The sequence below is a fragment of the Exiguobacterium sp. s191 genome, from assembly GCF_018618955.1.
GTDB lineage: Bacteria > Bacillota > Bacilli > Exiguobacteriales > Exiguobacteriaceae > Exiguobacterium_A > Exiguobacterium_A abrahamii.
Genome location: NZ_JACSNC010000001.1, coordinates 12,953 through 30,815, shown reverse-complemented (window position 1 = coordinate 30,815; position 17,863 = coordinate 12,953). Strand labels below are relative to the sequence as shown.

At 46.5% G+C, this 17,863-nt stretch carries 19 protein-coding genes and 1 pseudogene; 13 read left to right on the top strand and 7 right to left on the bottom strand.

Annotated elements, in window-relative coordinates; translation table 11 throughout:
- Window positions 1-14: 14 nt before the first annotated feature.
- Complete coding sequence (locus KNQ09_RS00230; protein WP_064300384.1) at window positions 15-1,067, bottom strand: TcaA second domain-containing protein; 1,053 nt, start codon at window positions 1,065-1,067, stop codon at window positions 15-17.
- Between the two features lie 126 nt (window positions 1,068-1,193).
- Here KNQ09_RS00230 and KNQ09_RS00225 point away from each other — a divergent pair.
- The 4 genes and pseudogenes from KNQ09_RS00225 to KNQ09_RS00210 all read left to right on the top strand — a co-directional run.
- Window positions 1,194-1,622 (top strand): annotated as a pseudogene (locus KNQ09_RS00225) (HIT family protein); the annotation flags it as partial.
- 114 nt (window positions 1,623-1,736) lie between these two features.
- Entirely contained in the window at window positions 1,737-2,078 is a 342-nt protein-coding gene (locus tag KNQ09_RS00220; protein ID WP_023467345.1) for a hypothetical protein, read from the top strand.
- Window positions 2,079-2,161: 83 nt separating this feature from the next.
- Window positions 2,162-2,731, top strand: coding sequence for an HTH-type transcriptional regulator Hpr (locus KNQ09_RS00215; protein ID WP_023467344.1), 570 nt, complete (start codon window positions 2,162-2,164; stop codon window positions 2,729-2,731).
- A 259-nt stretch (window positions 2,732-2,990) separates the two neighbouring features.
- A complete protein-coding gene (locus KNQ09_RS00210; RefSeq protein ID WP_050677713.1) occupies window positions 2,991-3,908 on the top strand; it encodes a peptidylprolyl isomerase in 918 nt (305 codons plus the stop codon).
- 59 nt (window positions 3,909-3,967) lie between these two features.
- Here the strand turns inward: KNQ09_RS00210 and namA are convergent, their stop codons facing one another.
- Window positions 3,968-4,999, bottom strand: a complete 1,032-nt coding sequence (namA, locus tag KNQ09_RS00205; RefSeq protein WP_133207901.1) for an NADPH dehydrogenase NamA — start codon at window positions 4,997-4,999, stop codon at window positions 3,968-3,970.
- A gap of 12 nt (window positions 5,000-5,011) precedes the next feature.
- Window positions 5,012-5,932, bottom strand: coding sequence for an HD domain-containing protein (locus KNQ09_RS00200; RefSeq protein ID WP_029340932.1), 921 nt, complete (start codon window positions 5,930-5,932; stop codon window positions 5,012-5,014).
- 104 nt (window positions 5,933-6,036) lie between these two features.
- On the opposite strand from KNQ09_RS00200, the gene KNQ09_RS00195 reads away from it, so the two are divergent.
- From KNQ09_RS00195 to KNQ09_RS00185, 3 genes are all read left to right on the top strand, one after another.
- The gene (locus tag KNQ09_RS00195; RefSeq protein ID WP_023467340.1) at window positions 6,037-6,942 is read left to right on the top strand and encodes a magnesium transporter CorA family protein; all 906 of its coding nucleotides are present in this window, start codon (window positions 6,037-6,039) and stop codon (window positions 6,940-6,942) included.
- Window positions 6,943-7,005: 63 nt separating this feature from the next.
- Window positions 7,006-8,085, top strand: coding sequence for a DNA polymerase IV (dinB, locus tag KNQ09_RS00190; RefSeq protein WP_133207900.1), 1,080 nt, complete (start codon window positions 7,006-7,008; stop codon window positions 8,083-8,085).
- Between the two features lie 58 nt (window positions 8,086-8,143).
- Window positions 8,144-8,356 (top strand): YhzD family protein, encoded by a 213-nt coding sequence (locus tag KNQ09_RS00185; protein ID WP_087679747.1) that lies wholly within the window; start codon window positions 8,144-8,146, stop codon window positions 8,354-8,356.
- 52 nt (window positions 8,357-8,408) lie between these two features.
- On the opposite strand, the gene KNQ09_RS00180 is transcribed toward KNQ09_RS00185, so the two are convergent.
- On the bottom strand, window positions 8,409-8,783 hold the full coding sequence (locus KNQ09_RS00180; protein WP_023467337.1) for a YlbF/YmcA family competence regulator: 375 nt from the start codon (window positions 8,781-8,783) through the stop codon (window positions 8,409-8,411).
- 20 nt (window positions 8,784-8,803) lie between these two features.
- The gene (locus tag KNQ09_RS00175) at window positions 8,804-9,940 is read right to left on the bottom strand and encodes a DUF445 family protein (protein ID WP_087679746.1); all 1,137 of its coding nucleotides are present in this window, start codon (window positions 9,938-9,940) and stop codon (window positions 8,804-8,806) included.
- Between the two features lie 74 nt (window positions 9,941-10,014).
- Here KNQ09_RS00175 and KNQ09_RS00170 point away from each other — a divergent pair, with 74 nt between their 5' ends.
- From KNQ09_RS00170 to KNQ09_RS00150, 5 genes are all read left to right on the top strand, one after another.
- Window positions 10,015-10,848: a PucR family transcriptional regulator gene (locus KNQ09_RS00170; RefSeq protein WP_050677719.1), complete on the top strand. Its 834-nt coding sequence runs from the start codon at window positions 10,015-10,017 to the stop codon at window positions 10,846-10,848.
- Between the two features lie 118 nt (window positions 10,849-10,966).
- Window positions 10,967-12,073, top strand: coding sequence for an ABC transporter ATP-binding protein (locus KNQ09_RS00165; protein WP_023467334.1), 1,107 nt, complete (start codon window positions 10,967-10,969; stop codon window positions 12,071-12,073).
- A 163-nt stretch (window positions 12,074-12,236) separates the two neighbouring features.
- A complete protein-coding gene (locus tag KNQ09_RS00160) occupies window positions 12,237-13,004 on the top strand; it encodes a transporter substrate-binding domain-containing protein (protein WP_133207898.1) in 768 nt (255 codons plus the stop codon).
- Window positions 13,001-13,651 (top strand): amino acid ABC transporter permease, encoded by a 651-nt coding sequence (locus tag KNQ09_RS00155; protein ID WP_023467332.1) that lies wholly within the window; start codon window positions 13,001-13,003, stop codon window positions 13,649-13,651. The genes KNQ09_RS00160 and KNQ09_RS00155 overlap by 4 nt, the downstream gene beginning before the upstream one ends.
- 141 nt (window positions 13,652-13,792) lie before the next feature.
- The gene (locus KNQ09_RS00150) at window positions 13,793-13,981 is read left to right on the top strand and encodes a hypothetical protein (protein ID WP_023467331.1); all 189 of its coding nucleotides are present in this window, start codon (window positions 13,793-13,795) and stop codon (window positions 13,979-13,981) included.
- Window positions 13,982-14,165: 184 nt separating this feature from the next.
- On the opposite strand, the gene KNQ09_RS00145 is transcribed toward KNQ09_RS00150, so the two are convergent.
- Together KNQ09_RS00145 and KNQ09_RS00140 are read right to left on the bottom strand one after the other, a co-directional pair.
- Entirely contained in the window at window positions 14,166-15,062 is an 897-nt protein-coding gene (locus KNQ09_RS00145) for an aldo/keto reductase (RefSeq protein ID WP_058265034.1), read from the bottom strand.
- Between the two features lie 138 nt (window positions 15,063-15,200).
- Complete coding sequence (locus KNQ09_RS00140) at window positions 15,201-16,937, bottom strand: phospho-sugar mutase (RefSeq protein ID WP_214857019.1); 1,737 nt, start codon at window positions 16,935-16,937, stop codon at window positions 15,201-15,203.
- Window positions 16,938-17,030: 93 nt separating this feature from the next.
- On the opposite strand from KNQ09_RS00140, the gene KNQ09_RS00135 reads away from it, so the two are divergent.
- Window positions 17,031-17,849, top strand: coding sequence for a sulfurtransferase (locus KNQ09_RS00135; protein WP_133207896.1), 819 nt, complete (start codon window positions 17,031-17,033; stop codon window positions 17,847-17,849).
- Window positions 17,850-17,863 lie beyond the last annotated feature (14 nt).

The window sequence follows — 17,863 nt, the reverse complement described above, 5'->3', positions numbered from 1 at the left end:
GTCCGAGGATTTTTTTAGTCTTTTAATTGTAACCACATGCCGTCTTCTCGCTCGACGACACGTTTTTCTGCTCGCAGATTCAACCATTCGAACACACCTTCGAGAAAACTAGACGGATATTCCCAAACCGTACCGACTTGCTCTCGCTTCTTTCGTTCTGGTTTTCCAGCGATGGCTTCAAGTTCATCCGGAGTCTTATTCAATCGGATTAACAATTCTTCCACCTGCCCCGACTGATAGGTTACTTCATATCCATCGTACCGCGCTCGATTGGCAACGGTCGAATCAGGCGTGCCGAACGTATTCTCAAACGAGTCACGCGAACGTCCAAGATAGCCAGTCATCGTATCGATACTTTTTCCAGTCCGGGCTTTCACTTCCGTCTCAAGTAACGTTTTGATATCGACTGCATATTCGTTCGAAACGGTCGTATTGAACCGATCAGCTAATTTAAAGTCGACTGTCGCGTTCGGTTCATCTCCGAGTTGTACAGTCTTTGATTCCTGGACGGTCTGTCCTGATTGTTCCGCACTTACTTGAACATCGTACTCTCCAGGAGAACGCTTGACTTCAAGAGATTTCTGATCGATCGTCCCGACTTCTTCTCCATCTAGTGAAACCTTTGTTCCCGGTAGATCACTCGAAACGGTTAACCGTTGAGGATTCACATCGAGAGAGTACCGGTCATACCAAAGCCATCCATCCTCTTCTTGTAACGAAAACAGATGTGTCTTCACTTGCTTACCTGCGTCTTGATCCTGTTTGACTTGTGCGATGACCCGGTCCGTCCGCTCTGCATCAGCCGTCAACCAGTTAACGAGTCGCGTCGCCTCACTCATCGGTAGTGACTTATCGTTCATCGTGACTAGCTTTTGGAATCCACGCTGATCCTTTTCCTTTAACAAGGTAGCAAGACGCTCGTCTGTTTTCTCCATTTTCGCCGCTTCTTGCATGTTACGCCCAAACCAAAAGGCAACGAATAAGAAAAGACCGACGACGATAACGCTACCGACGAGCAGACGCCGTTTTCTTTTTTTTTGTGCCGTCGAGGCTACTCGTGATGCCATGCAGTTCGCTCCTTCCCTTCAATAGCTGTATGTTTCTAAGTGTATCGGGTTCAATTTGACTGTCAATCGTGCGGAAGTCGGAAACTTTCCGTATACTAATGTTATCTTACCCAAAGGAGTGAACGTTCCATGCAAAAAGAGTCATGTATCTTCTGTAAAATTGCTCGCAAAGAAGTCCCTGGTCATATCGTATTCGAGAACGAACAAGTTCTCGCCTTCCTCGATTTGTCACAAGTGACGAAAGGACATACGCTCATCATCCCAAAACAACATGCCGATAATTTGTATGATCTTTCTCCTGAACAAGCACAAGACGTATTTGCGACGATCCCGCAAATCAGTCGTGCGCTTCAACAAGAGACAGAGGCAGCTGGCATGAATCTCTTATCGAATACAGGAAAAGTAGCGGGTCAATCGGTCTCCCACTTCCACCTGCACCTCATTCCGCGTCACGATAAACAAGACGGTTTCGGTGCGAAATGGGAAGTTCATAATGACGATTATACGGCAGAGGAATTGGCTGAACTCGCTAACTCGATCGCTTCTCGCATCTAAGTCTGCTCTTTTTCTTCTATTCTTAGAAAAATATTGCCGAAATAGGTTTCTTTCATTCGATTTTCGGTAAAATAATATGAAACAAATATTTTAATATTAAAAAGGAGGTTCAATATGTCGAAGCGTCCCGCCCGTAACTGGGTCGCTTTTGGTGCTACGCTAACACTTGTGACTTTTTACGGTCTGAAGGCGCTTCGCCAAGGTACGAAAAGCGACTCTTCGAACGGTCATCAACGTCGAAATTCTTATTCTACAATCGTAACGAATGTGCAGGATTTGACCCAGGAGGGCAAGAACTTAGTAGAGACAGCAAAAGCGTCTGGTATGCACTTCAAAGAAGAAGTCATGCAGAGCGTCTCGGAATACCAAACGGAAGTCCAAGCATCGCTCACGAAGATCCAGTCTCTCGCTGATGAAGCGAAACAGGAAGCAGACCAGCTTTCTCCACAAAAGTAAGATCCGTTGCTTCGATTTGTTTTTGTATAGTTTGCATTTTGCGCGTTTGAGCCATTGTCACCTTTCGAAAGGATGAGTCAGATATGGAACACGAAAAGTTATATCCTGGACAAGAGGCTTTGTTGTATAGCCACAAGATTGTCCAGTTAAGCAAAGCACTATGGAAAACGGTAGAAAAAGATTGGCAAAATTGGATCAAGCCTTTTGATCTGAACATCAATGAACATCATATCTTGTGGATTTCGCACGCGCTAGGCGGTGCCTCGATTTCAGAGATTGCGAAGTATGGTGTCATGCACGTCTCGACGGCGTTCAACTTCTCGAAGAAGTTAGAAGACCGCGGACTGTTGACGTTCTCAAAAAAGGAAACAGATAAACGAAATACCTACGTCCAGTTGACACCAGAGGGCGAATCACTCTTGCTTGAGACGATTCAAGCGTTCCGCCCTGAAGAAAACGGTGTCTTCCGTGCATCACTTCCTCTTCAGGAACTGTACGGGAAGTTCCCGGAATTAACGGACATTTCTGCGATCGTACGTCGCTTGTATGGTGACAGCTTCATGGACATATTCGCTGAGACATCAAAGATGATCACAGAAGAAGCAGATCGTCGCCCTCAAGATCCAGTCATGGACTCAATCAAAAAAGCATAACCTTACTAAAAGCGTTTTAGCCTCTAGCTAGAATGCTTTTTTTAGGTCTTTTTTCCTCATGACAAGGACATTACTACTATGTCTCAAGAGCGTTATTTCCCTCACAATTTCCCATAAAAATTATCCTCAACCGGCTACTTGGATGTGATAGCATGGAAAAGAGCAAGTATCTCTCGGCATGACAAGATACAGCTGTCAACCAGACGAGAATATGATATGATAAAACGGTTGAAATAAATGGTAAATTAGGGGTGTATGTATGAAAAAGAAATTGTTAGGCGCAGCAGCAGTCGCAAGTGTATTTACGTTAGCAGCATGTGGATCAAATGACGAAGCCGTCATCAATTACAAAGGTGGCGAAGTCAACAAGGCTGACGTCCAAGAAGAAGCATACGAAAAAGCTGGTGCTCAAATCGCCTTCCAGCAAACGATGAACAAATTGCTTGAGAAGAAATACGGCAAAGAAGTCACGGATAAAGAAGTCGAAGCAGAAGTCAAGAAGACAAAGGACCAGTTCCCGGATAAAGAGCAGTTCAGTACAACATTGAAATCTGCTGGAATCAAGAATGAAAAAGAATTCGAGAAAGTTCTTCGCACACAAATGCTCTTAACGGAAGCAAAATCTGCGAAATCAAAAGTAACAGATAAAGAAATCCAAGAGCGTTTTGACCAAGAAAAAGTCGAAGTTAAAGCAAGCCATATCCTCGTTGCGAAAGAGTCAGAAGCAAAAGACATTAAAAAACAATTGGATGACGGCGCGGACTTCGCGAAACTCGCAAAAGAGAAATCAACAGATACAGGTAGCGGTACAAAAGGTGGAGACCTTGGATACTTCACAAAAGGTAAAATGGTCAAGGAATTCGAAGATTATGCGTTCAAGGATGGCGTTGAAGGTAAAATCTCCGATCCAATTAAAACACAGTTCGGTTACCACATCATCAAAGTAGTCGATCGTAAAGAAAAGAAAGACTTTACACTTGATAAAGAAAAATCACGCATCAAAAAAGCACTTGCTGAAGAAAAAGCAGCACAAGTCAACCCGAACGATATCTACCGTTCACTCATGAAAGAATACGATGTTAAAATCGAAAACAAAGACTTCAAGGATGCTTTTGATTTAGACAAACAAGAACAACAACAAATGCAACAACAGATGATGCAACAACAACAGCAGTAATCAAAAAAGGAAGCCTTTGGGGCTTCCTTTTTTGTGTCGTTTTTTCATATGATTAATAGTTAGCGTACCGTCCGAATCGGTGCTCGTTCGTATTGTTTCGGCAAGGCGACCGTGTCTCCTAGTTCGGCTGCCGCATGATAGACCCAGTAAGGCTGACGCAGTAACTCACGTGCGAGCAGTACGATATCCGCTCGACCGTTACGGACGATTTCTTCTGCATGGGCAGCTGTCGTGATCAATCCAACCGCTCCCGTGGCGATACCTGTCTCTCGTTTCAATTCTTCCGCATAGCTCACTTGATAGCCTGGATACACTTCCGGTACGGCATTGGCGACGACAGCCCCTGAACTGCAATCGAGTAGATCGATGTTACGTGCGGCTAGTTCTTTTGCAAGTGGAATATAGTCCGTTGCCGTCATTCCTCCTGTTGCGTGATCCGCTGCTGAAATCCGGACCCAAATCGAAAGCTTTGAGACGTCCTGAATCCCATCAATGATCTCTAGCAACAAGCGCATCCGATTTTCAATCGATCCACCGTATTGATCCTCGCGGACATTCGATAACGGAGAGAGGAACGTGTTCAATAAATAACCATGAGCCCCATGAATTTCAATGAAATCGTACCCTGCTCGTTCCGCACGTAGTGCTGCATCGATGAACTGTTGTTTGATCGTTGCGATTTCCTCAAGCGTTAATGCTCGCGGATGACCGTATGTGTCATCAAACGGTAAAGCACTCGGTGCGACGGGTGGTTCTGCCGTCGTACTTTTGCGCCCAGCATGGGCCAGTTGAATGCCTGCTTTTGCACCCGCTGCTTTGACTTGCTCTGCGATCCGTTGTAGTCCTTCGATATGGGCATCTGACCAAATCCCAAGGTCACCGGCTGAAATACGACCGTCTGGCGTGACGGCACTCGCTTCTAAGATGACACCACCGACACCACCCATTGCACGGGTTGCATAGTGCGTGACATGCCAATCCGTAACGAGTCCATCTTCTTTTGCACTGTACATACACATCGGCGCCATGATGACCCGATTGCGGAATGTCAACGTTCCGAGTTGAACCGTATCAAACAACTTCGTCTTCATCTTTTTTCCCCCTTATAGCTTCGGACGATAAAAAGCACGATTATCTAATGCAAATGATCGTTCCGAGAACTGTCCTGGCTCGACATATTCAAGGAGACGATCCATCATCGTCATCCGTGCATCAAGGTTATCGATCAAGAACAAGACTTCTGCCTCGCGCATCTGTGGTGCGACGGCAGAACCCCATTCCGGTCGTCCGTGATGACTTAAGACGAGATGTTGCAAGACCGTCAGTACTTCTGCGTCAATTTGTAATTCTGCTCCGACTTTCTCAAGTTCCGCTACCATCATCGTAATATGACCGACGAGTTTACCAGGCAACGTATATTCCGGTGCAACCGGATCGGATAACTCCTTGATTTTCGCATAATCGTGCAGAATGATGCCACTGATTAGCACGTCACGGTTTAAGGTCGGATAGAGTTGAGCGATTTGATCCGCTAGACGCAACATCGAAAGGACGTGGTATGACAGCCCCGAGTAAAAAGCATGATGGTTCTTGACCGCTGCCGGATGCGTGAAGTAGGCGTCGAATCGTGAAGTAATCAAATGTTTAACGAGCTTTTTCATATCACTGTTCTGAATCGATTCTACGAACGCGAGTACTTCCGTCTCGATCTGCTCTCGCGGAATCGGCGCGGATTGGACATAGTCCTCGACATTCGTCTCCTCTAGGACCGTGATTTGTTTGAGCTTGAGTTGTGTCCGTCCCCGATAGTCCATGACTTCTCCAGCAGCATGGACGATTGACTTCGGCGCATATTTTTCAAGATCACTCGTATCCCACATCTTCGTCTCGATTTCACCTGTCTTATCCGTCAAGATGAGCGTCAAGTATGGTTTCCCATTTGCTGCAATTCCTTTGACCGCTTGCTTGATCATCGCTCGTTGATCGAGCGTTTCTCCAACTGCTAATTTACCAATTCCTTTCATACTTGAAACACGTCCTTTATCTGTAAAATAGGTGTCTTTTTTATATTCCATTGACTACACTTAATGCATATACTATTTCATTCTACTATATGGGAGTCATGAACATGGAACTGGAACCTCAATTTAATTGGTCTCGCTATCTCGATTTAGCTGACTATGAACAAACATTTCCGACGGCTGCCGTCGACCAATCCGAAATGGACTGGGTGACGCAGCTGCGATCGAAAGACATGAACTTCACCCGCTCGGAAAAAGGGGTTCTCTATGGCGCTGTCGTCACCTGGCAAAATCCTGTCGACAAAAGTGACCGCCGCTCGATTTGCTTTTACGTAACGAAAGAAAAACTCATCACAATCGGATTGTCGGATTCGATCGTGTCCCTGGTCGCTCCCTATTCTCCCGCGCATCCCTTTGCGGCTTTTTATACGATTCTTGCTTTACAGCTGAACACGTATTTTGCCGGTATCGATCAGTTTGAGACTGAACTGTTCTCAAGACAAGATGAACTACGTGGCAGCATCAATGAAGATTCGCTCGATAGCATCTTCGCTTTACGCGACACGATCGAGAACTGGTCCGATTTAATCGTTCCGTTTCAAGAGCTCGTCATGGCTGGTGAAGAATCATTTCTCGACGAGGACGCGTATCTCGAGGATCTCTCGTTGAAACTAGCTACGAAACGTGTCCGCCGTCTGTTGATGCTCATTGAACATTATCAAAAAGACATTGAGGTCCTGCTCGACTTATCGACGACCGTCTCGAACTTCCGTGGAAACGAAATCATGAAGGCATTAACAATCTTTACTGCCGTCGCGACACCGACGATGGCTCTCGGTGCGATTTGGGGGATGAACTTTAAAATCATGCCGGAATTAGAATGGAAATACGGTTACGCCCTATCCCTTGGTCTAATTTTTCTCTCGACCGGTGGCATCTTCTACTGGATGCGCTGGCGTGGATGGTTAGGCGCTCTTGTTCGGATGCCAAAGAACAGTCGACCAAAAAAATAGATATCAGAACATAAGTTCGTTATACTAATTGTATCATATCTACTGAAAGGAGATGCTTGTACGATGGAACGAAAAATCATTCATATTGATATGGACGCCTTTTACGCTTCCGTCGAGCAACGCGATCGTCCTCGATTAAAAGGTGTTCCCGTCGTCGTCGGTGGACCGCCTCATGCACGTGGTGTCGTAGCGACCTGTTCCTATGAAGCACGGAAATACGGGATCCATAGCGCGATGCCGTCAAGACGTGCCTTCCAGCTCTGCCCCCGTGCGGTCTTCATTCGTCCCCGCTTTGACGTCTACCGAGCTGTCAGTGCGCAAATCATGGCGCTTTTTCGAGAAGTGACACCGCTCGTCGAGCCTCTCTCGCTTGATGAAGCGTATCTTGACGTCACGGAAAATTATTTTGATCAAAAAAGTGCGACCTATATCGCGCAATATGTTCTTCAGCAAATTAAAGAACGGACAGGTCTGACGGCCTCTGCTGGTGTTTCTAACTCTAAGCTCGTCGCGAAGGTCGCTTCCGGATACGAGAAACCGAACGGCTTGACGGTCGTTCCTCCAGAGGACGTCCTCAGTTTCTTGTCTCCATTAAAAATTGGAGATTTACACGGCGTCGGAAAAGTCACGGAACAAGCGTTACGAAAGCAAGGGATTGAAACCGTCGCAGATGTCCAAGCAATGCCGGTCGAACAATTACGAGCAATACTTGGACGTGATCGGGGAACGGAACTGCATGCGATGGCACACGGGATCGACGAGCGTCCGGTTCGTCCGGAACGCGAGCGAAAATCGATTGGTTCTGAGACAACATTTGAAGAAGATACGGAGGATATCGATACGATATTTGAGACGTTGATTCGAGAATCAAAATCCGTCATTGCGAGTCTTCAAAAAAAAGAACTCGTCTGCCGGACGATCACGATCAAGTGGAAGACCGATACATTCCAGTCACGTTCGAAACGGCATACATTTTCAGAAGAGACGGCGGACGAAGAACGATTACTTGAGGAAACAACGAAACTCTTCAATGGCATCACCTTCGACGGACCGATCCGCTTGATTGGTATGACGGTCAGTCACCTGACTACTCCTCCCGCTGCGCGACAGTTGACGTGGCAAGACTTAGACTTGCGCTTGTAAAATGAATGGTGATTCACTATACTAAATACAAGACCGATCAGACAAGGGAGGAACAAGTATGCAGTATACGATTACAGTCTTTTCAGATCGTGGTGAAACGTTACTCGATGACGTCTTTGAAGCAGAGACTGATGGACAGGCACGAGAAGAAGGGATTCGGCGTCTCAATGAGAGTGGGTACGCTCATCATGCAGCACGTGTCACACGTTCAGGTCGTTTGATTCATTTCGAGCGCGCTTACTTGCCACGGATCGTCCCTACTTCATCTTGAGCCATACAAAAAAGGAAGACGGCCATAATGGCGCGTCTTCCTTTTTGATGACTTATTGAACGTCGTCTTGTTGCTCCATCATTGGCGCGTAGAGTTCTTCTAACGGCTTCATGATGATTTGTGTGACTTCCGTCAACATCGTATGCATCCGTTGCTCTTCTTGCATCAGCTGACTGATTAATGGGTTGTTTTGGACTTCAAGCATCTTTGTTTGGGCAGACGCCATATCGTCTGGTGTGATTTCTTCACCTTGCATCTGCTTTTGCTGTAATTCGAGTTGGATGTTACGGAACGATGCAAACAATTCGTTTGATTCCGGATCCGCGTTAACTTGCGTGTACAAATCTTTTAATGTCGTGTACTCCGAAGTCTCACGTAATGCACGCTCCAGTGTGTACGCGTGATCGTATAAGTTTGTTTCTGCCATGAGTAAAACCTCCAATTTGTTTAGACGAGATAAAGCCCCGCCTGTATCAATCCAATTAAACCACCTAACAACCCTCCAAGCCAAGTGATAGCCCGGAATTCTCGCTTGGAAATCGATAAGACGATTTCCTCGAGATACGCAGTATCCAGCAAACCGACCTCTTCTCGAACAATCGTTTCGAGATCAAGCGTTTGTAGAATTTGCCCGATTTGATTCGTCGTCCGTTCGAATAGATGATCGATGACGACAGGGACATGTTGCTCGAGTAATTGTGACTCGAGGGGATTCAACCAGACGCGTAATGGTGTAGCAAGCATCGATTCAATCGGTAAACGCGCCAAGACTTGTTCTTTGACGGTCTGTCGAATCCGTGACTCCGTCTCTTCTGTCATATAAGACGACAGTGGACGATCTAGTCCCTTTTGCCATTCCTGACGTAATAAGGCAAGGATGAACTGAGACGTCGACTCTGATTGAAGTACCCGTTTCAGCTCCGGCTGAATCATATCAACGACGTTGACGTTCGCGAGCAACATCCCGAACATCCCACCTCCGAGACGCTGTTGGATGAAACGAGCAACAGTTTCCTCGAGTTGTAGACGTCCTTCTGGTCCATCAAAATATTCCTCTGCTTGGTGCAATACGGATGTGACGAGTCTTGGCATGACCTCCTCGATTTTTTGTTCTCCGGCTTCCCCGATCAACTCGCGTACGGATTTTTCACGCCATTTACCCATGAGGAGTGAAAACTCCTGCTCCAAGTGATAACTGATTTTCCCTTGAATCCGTTGTTTTGGTTCGTCGATGAATCGACTAATCCACGCTTCCGTCGTCTCTTCTGAACGTGTCCATTTCATGACTTCTTGTTCGACGAGCCGTGTGACAGCTCCACGAACAGCTGGTGATGCGAGACGTTTCCCGATCCCTTCTGGCGTCAAGAGATGCTTGACGACCGTCCGTCCGAGATTCGCTGCTAGTTCATCTCGCCGTTTAGGAATCAGACCCGGCGTAAACGGCACGCGAAATTTTCCGATGTATTTCGGTTCAAGTGGTCGAAATAACATCCGAATCGCTAGATGATTCGTGACTGCGCCAATCAGGGCCCCAATGACAATGATTCCGACAAGTTTCAATACGAGTAAAAACGTATCTGACATAAGTTATCATTCCTTCCGATTTTCGACTTATGGTAAAGTCGAGATAGTTATGTACGATTTAGGAGTGATGCCGTGTGTTACGACAACTGATGACTGTATTCAATGACCAGCTTACGACCGATCCGAATGTTTATTGCCAGGAACAGTATAGCGTATATCGCCTTGAAGATGGACTCTGTTTTGGAATCAAGGCGACTGCCATCTCTGACCGCGAACAACAACTGCTTGATGTATTCGCTGAACGCATCATCACGACGTCGCGGTCTGATATCGATCTATGGCGAGAGCGTATCCAATCTGCTCATGCCCTCGAAGATCAGTCATTCCGACTTGTCCATTTTTTGTTCAATCCAACCGATGAACGGACAAGTGAAGAAATTCAACAATTGCTCTCCTCTTTCTTTTCGCAGACGAGCATCCTTATTCCTTTTAGCACACACCGCTTCACGGTCGTCGAACGCGAAGAGTTTGTCATTGAGTCTGAACTATCCGATTTATTTTTAGCGTTACAATCTGATTTTGTACTCGACGGTAAGGTATTGCTTGGTCAACAACGTGCTGCAGGCGATATCGCCGTTCAGTTCCAACTTGAACAAGCAGCGCTTGCTTTCGTTCCTTCGATGCACATCGAACGCTTCTTGCCTGCCATGATCCGTCTTGCGAGTCTAGATGACCGGCACCGCGCGACACTCGTCGATCAGTTCATTCGTTCCCTTGAGGCAGAGTCTCGTGAGACAATCCTTGCTTTTTGCCGAGCTAATTTGAACGTCTCCCTGACAGCAAAACATCTATTCTTACATCGAAATAGCCTCCAGTATCGACTCGACCGATTGACGGAGCAGACTGGAATCGATGTTCGCTCATTTGAAGGCGCTACTTTCCTCTATACCTTACTTCTTGTAGCATAATGCCTAATTGAAAACGTTTGCATTTAGTCAGGTTGTCCATAGGCAGACTCCCTGACTTCTTTTATACTAAATCTTGTAAGCGTTATTATTTCATCATTTACATTAGGGGGAACTACACATGGCTGAAATTCGTCTTGAACATATCGATAAAATCTACTCAGGTGATGCAAAAGCGGTTGATGACTTCAACCTTCACATTAAAGATAAAGAATTCATCGTCTTCGTCGGACCATCAGGTTGCGGTAAATCAACGACACTTCGGATGATCGCTGGGCTCGAAGAAATCTCAGGTGGGGATTTCATCATCGATGGCAAACGCATGAACGATGTAGCGCCAAAAGATCGCGATATCGCGATGGTCTTCCAAAACTACGCGTTGTATCCACACATGAACGTCTTCGATAACATGGCATTCGGATTAAAGCTTCGGAAGTTCCCAAAAGATGAAATCAAGCAACGCGTAGATAACGCAGCTCGTATCCTTGGTCTTGAAGAATACCTCGAGCGGAAGCCAAAAGCACTCTCTGGTGGTCAGCGTCAACGGGTAGCAATTGGTCGCGCCATCGTTCGTGATGCTAAAGTCTTCTTGATGGATGAGCCGCTCTCGAACTTAGATGCTAAATTGCGGGTACAAATGCGTAAGGAAATCATTCAGCTACACAAACGTCTTGAGACGACGACGATTTACGTTACGCACGATCAGACGGAAGCGATGACGCTTGCGACACGAATCGTCATCATGAAAGCGGGTATCATTCAACAAGTCGGTACGCCGAAAGAAGTCTATGATCACCCAGATAACATGTTCGTCGCTGGATTCATCGGTTCACCATCGATGAACTTCTTAACAGGTAAATTAGCGGAAGACGGTCTCTTCCACGTTTCAGGAACAGAAGAGAAATTCGAAGTACCAGAAGGAAAAATGAAAGTTCTCCGCGATCGCGGTTACACGAACAAGGATCTCGTCCTCGGAATTCGTCCAGAAGACATCCATGCGGAATTGATCTACCAAGACACTAAAACAGCGCATCGCTTCCCAGCACATATCGAAGTATCCGAATTGATGGGTGCAGAGTCTTATCTCTACTCAAAAGTTGGACAACAAGCGTTCACGGCACGTGTTGATTCACGTTCACACGTCGAGATGGGATCGCAGCTTGATCTCTTCTTCGATATGACAAAAGCACACTTCTTCGACTCTGCGACGGAAGCAACGATCCGTTAATCGTATCATCGATCAGTTACGATGTTTCAGACTGTCCTTTTAAGGGCAGTCTTTTTTATTGACAGACGTTCCTGTAACTTTGTATGATACTGCTTGTAGCTTAAAATTAATCCTATTCGAAAACTAGGAATTGAAATCATTCATTTATAAAGGAGAGAGCGCTATGAAACACGGTTTGAAATTAGCTGTAGCAGCATTATCGACAGCGGGGGTGCTTGCAGCATGCGGCGCTTCGAACGACAACGCAGGTTCTGATAAAGAGTCAAAAGTCATTACAGTCGGTACAGAAGCAACATACCCACCTTTCACGTATAAAGAAAAAGGAAAATTGACAGGTTATGACGTAGACGTCATGAACGAAGTCGCAAAACGTGCCGGCTATAAAGTCGACTACAAAGCGATGGACTTCAAAGGACTCATTCCAGCACTTGATTCAAAACGGATCGATGTCATCGCGAACCAAATGGGAATCACGCCTGAGCGCCAAGAAAAATACGCTTTCTCTGATGCGTATACGGTCTCTGGTTCAACGATCATCGTCAACAATAAAACGAACGACATCAAAACACTCGACGACTTAAAAGGAAAAACAGTCGGTTCGACACAAGGTTCACTTTATGCCAAAACAGCTGAAGAAGCTGGCGCGAAAGTGAAATACTACAAAGGTGCGAACCAAGTCTTAAAAGATCTTGAAGCAGGTCGTGTTGATGCTGCTATGAACGATCGTCTCTTCGTCTTGACGGAGCTGAAGAAAGCAGGCTACAAAGTTAAAGCGGTCGGTGAAACATTCGACAAGAACGAATCAGGCTTCATGATGGCAAAAAACAGTAAGTATACAGAAGACTTCAATAAAGCACTCGCTGATATGCAAGAAGACGGCACTCTTGCAAAAATCGGTAAGAAGTATTTCAACGAGGATATCAGTAAGTGAGTGAATTACTGACGATCGTCCGAGATAACTCGGACGTCTACGCAAAGGCGATTGGTACGACCCTTCTTGCAAGTGGTCTCGCCATCGTCTTTGCGCTTATTCTCGGGTTGATTCTTGCCGTCATGCGTGATAGCCGTCTTGCCGTCTTTAGCGGTTTTGCACGTTTATACGTCTCCTTCTTCCGAGGAACACCATTGCTGTTACAAATCCTGATTTTATACAATGGTCTCGTTGTCCTTCAATTGACTGGATTCCAAGCTCTCGCCTTCGGCTTATCGCTTCACTTTTCTGCGTATATCTCGGAATCGTTCCGGGCTGCCATCTCCTCTGTCGATCGTGGACAATGGGAAGCCGCTGACTCGCTCGGTATTCCGCGCCGTAAGACATTCAAGGACGTCATCTTGCCGCAAGCACTATCTCGGGCGATTCCACCACTTTCGAACTCTGTCATCGATATCATCAAATCGACATCACTCGGTACGATTGTTGCTGTTGAGGAATTGACATACGTCTCTGACCAGATTTCAGCTACGACGTATCTTGTCATGCCGTTGCTTCTATTCTCAGCTGCGATTTACTGGATCATGTCAACACTCATTCAAAGTGTTCAGCATCGCTTAGAGGCACGATTCAGCATTCCAGAATGAATTTTCCACACTTGGAACCGTCAGGATTTCAAGTGTGTTTTTTTAGATTTTTTTAGGTTTAGCACTAGGCAATCCGGGAATAATCAAGTATACTAATAAAAATCAGAATTATCTGACAACTTATAAAGGAGCGTGGCCGAGATGAAACAAGTAATTGAAGCTTTCCGTAGACAAGATGCAGAGCAGCGAATTCCAGTGCTACGTCTCGAAATCGATTATGAGCTCAGTACGCTCTTCGATGCGATTCAAGCCAATGACCAAGCTGCCATGTCAGCAAGTAAAGATCGTTTAGATAAATATCGTCAGGAGATGCTTCGCTTAGAAGCTTAACCTCATAGATCCCCCATCTCTCCTCCCCCTTGAGATGGGGCTTTTTTTGTTTACTTTTTTGACATATGTTCTATACGTAAGCGAAAGAGAGGATCACTTCCGGATGATATATCGGAAACGATCCTCTCACTTTATTTCGCTAACGGACAATTTACGCATTGATTCGCTTCTATCTCAAAATCAATTAATCGACGTCACGACCACGTGATGCCTTCAAAATCTCAAACCACTGTTCGCGTGTCAACGACAATTTCGTCGAACGAACCGCAGATTCGATGCGTTCAATCTTACCAGAACCAACGATTGGCATGATACGTGCTGGATGTTTGAGCAACCATGCATATGCGACTTCGTCGATTTCTTCTGCCCCGATCGTCTCTGCGATCTCCGCTAATTTTTCGCGTAACGGTGCATATTGCTCGTCCTTGAAGAGACGACCGCCTGCAAGCGGACTCCATGCCATCAACGGCATCTCATTTTCATGACAGAGATCAACGGATCCATCCTCGAAATGTTTCAGTTCCGAAACCGACAACTCGAGTTGGTTCGTCACGAGCATGAATGGTAAGCGCGACTGAATGAGACTTTGTTGCGCAGGTGTATGGTTCGAGAGACCGAATGTCCGTACCTTTCCTGCGTCCTTCAACTCTACGAACGCTTCAGCAATCTCGTTCGGGTCCATCAACGGATCTGGACGGTGAATCAACAACGTATCAACATACTCGACACCGAGTTCTTGAAGAGAACGGTTCACTTGTTTGATGATATGCTCTTTCGTCGTATCATAGAATGATAACGACTGATCCGAGAAATGATTCCCTTTCATCTTGATACCCGTCTTCGTGACAATCTCCATCCGGTCACGTAATTCCGGTTTTAAAGCAAGCGCTTCTCCGAATAAGCGTTCATTCGTGTAGTCGCCATAGATATCCGCGTGATCAAACGTCGTAATTCCTAAAGCAAGGCATGCTTCGATCAATTCGAGACGCTCTTCTTTCGTCATCTCCCATTCATTCAATCGCCATAAGCCATGAATAATGCGTGAGAATGATAAATCTTCTGTTAGTTGAATCCGTTCCATCTGTCTTCCAACTCCTCTATCGTATAAACTCTATCTCGTTTACTGTACCTCAAAATGGTACCGGTTGCACGGATTTCACTTTTTGATGCTTTGAGATAAAAAACAGGACCCCGTCGATGACGTGATCCTGCATGGGACTTATTGAATTTGTTCGACTTCTTGCATGACTTCATCTTCGATCTGCTGACGTTTCCGTGTCGTCTCAGCAGCATCTGGTGACGTGACGCTGAAGTAGAATTTGATTTTTGGTTCCGTACCCGATGGACGAAGGCAGAACCATGATCCATCGCTGAGCGTAAACTTCAGTACGTTGGATTTTGGCAAGTTGATTGGTGAAGGTTGATGCGTCTTCAAATCGTGGGCGATGCTCGCATCATAGTCCTCGAATAAGACGACCTGTTCTCCAGCCACTTGTTTTGGCGGATTCTCACGGAACGTATCCATGATACGCCCGATCTGTGCCACGCCATCCTTCCCTTTGAGCGTTAGAGAGCGGAGTGATTCTTCGAAGTACCCGAACTGCTCGTAAATCGCCTGTAATGCCTCATAGAGCGTCCGTCCTTCTTTTTTGTGATACGCAGCCATCTCAGCAGCTAACAAGCACGCTTGGACGGCATCCTTGTCTCGGCAGAAGTCTCCGATGAGATAACCATAGCTCTCTTCATAGCCGAAGAGATACTCATATTGACCCGATGCGTTGTATTGTTTGATTTTTTCCCCGATGAACTTAAATCCTGTCAACGTGTTCTCGACATGAAGATCATAGTGACGCGCAATCAATGCACCCAGTTCTGAAGTAACGATCGTCTTCGCGACGAATCCGTTCGCTGGAAGTGTTCCCTGTGCCGCTTTTTGTGAAAGGATGTAGTCGAGCAATAACGCTCCCGTCTGATTCCCTGTCAGGACTGTCCATTCTCCGTCTGCATCACGTGTTGCGACTCCAACACGGTCAGCATCGGGATCCGTCGCAATCAAGATGTCTGCATCTGTCCGGTCACCATATTCGATCGCCAGTTTAAAGGCAGCATGTTCTTCCGGGTTCGGCGACGTCACGGTCGGGAACGCACCGTCTGGTTCCGCTTGCTCCTTGACGACTGTCACCTGTTCGAATCCGTAACGTTTCAATCCTTCTGTTACAGGCACAAGACCTGTTCCGTGAAGTGGTGTGAAGACGATTTTAAGTGGATCCGCTAATTCCGATTGAATCGAAGGTAAGACACGAATCGTTTGTAATTTGTCTTGGTACGCTTCGTCGAGTTCTTCTCCGACACGGACGATCAATCCGTTCGCACGAAGGACTTCTTCTTGCTCAAGTTCAATCGACAGCTCATCTTCGATTTGGCTGACGTACGAAACGAGTTCATCCGCTTCTTTTGGTGGAAGTTGTCCACCGTCATCCCCGTATACTTTATAACCATTGTACTCTGGTGGGTTGTGACTCGCCGTGATGACGATCCCCCCCGCTGCTTGTAAAGACCGAACTGCAAACGAAAGTTCTGGTGTCGGACGTAGACCGTCGAACAGATACGCTTTGATGCCGTTACTTGCGAGCGTCCGTGCCGCCTCCAGCGCAAATTCTGGTGAGAAATGGCGTGAATCGTGTGCGATGACGATTCCTTTTGCTGCCGCTTCTTCCCCCGACGCCTTAATGAATGCCGCGAACCCTTGTGATGCTTTTCGGACCGTATATACGTTCATCCGGTTCGTCCCGACACCGATTTCCCCACGCATACCACCTGTTCCGAACTCGAGTTCTTTATAGAATGCCTCTTCGGCTGCTTTTTCATCCGTTGCTAGGTTGACTAATTCTTCTTTTAATGTACTGTCTAAATCAGCGAACTGATCCCATTTTTGATATGTTTCTTTCCATGACATGGTAAATCGACTCCTTTTTTAAATGAGGGTAAGACTTGCGATGATGCGATACCTTTCATATGATTAACACTAGAAAGGGTAAGGTGATGAGGCATGTTTCCTACGATTCAAATGGCAGATCTTCAACAGCTCGTCCGAACGGATCAGATTCGCTGGTTTGACTGCCGATATGACTTGCAACAACCTGAATATGGACGAAATGCTTTCTTGGAACAACACGTCGAAGGTGCACAGCACCTGGATTTAACGACTGACCTTTCCGGTCCCATCGATGAGGTCGGCGGTCGGCATCCGCTTCCTTCAAAAGAAGCGTGGCAACACACACTGGAACAGCATGGTGTGACACCAGAAGACTTCGTCGTCTTGTATGACGATGGTTTTCCTTATGCAGCTCGTGCGTGGTGGTTATTTAAATGGATCGGACATGAGCGTGTCGTCGTCCTTGAGGGCGGATTCTCCTCTTACCTAGCGTTCGATCTTCCGGTCACGGACGACGTTCCTACTTATGAACCTTCTCAGTACGCGCCTCGTTTTCAAGATGAGATGCTCGTCTCGTTCGAAGAGCTGAAGGATCAGCTGACAGAAACGATGGTCATCGATTCCCGTGCGCCCGATCGATACCGTGGAGAAATCGAACCACTCGATCACGTCGCCGGCCACATTCCAGGTGCCGTGAATTGTTTCTTCGAACAAGCACTCTCACCAGATGGTCGCTTACGGGACGCGGAAGATTTGAAAGAATTGTACGCCGACATCCTACCGGTCACAGCACCTATCCTCTATTGTGGAAGTGGTGTGACAGCGTGTGTCAATGTCATCGCTCTCCATTCACTCGGGAAAACCGATGTCCGGCTTTATGCCGGCTCTTATAGTGATTGGGTCAGCCGTGGTGAAGATGTCTCCCGTTCGTAAGCATCAGACACTGA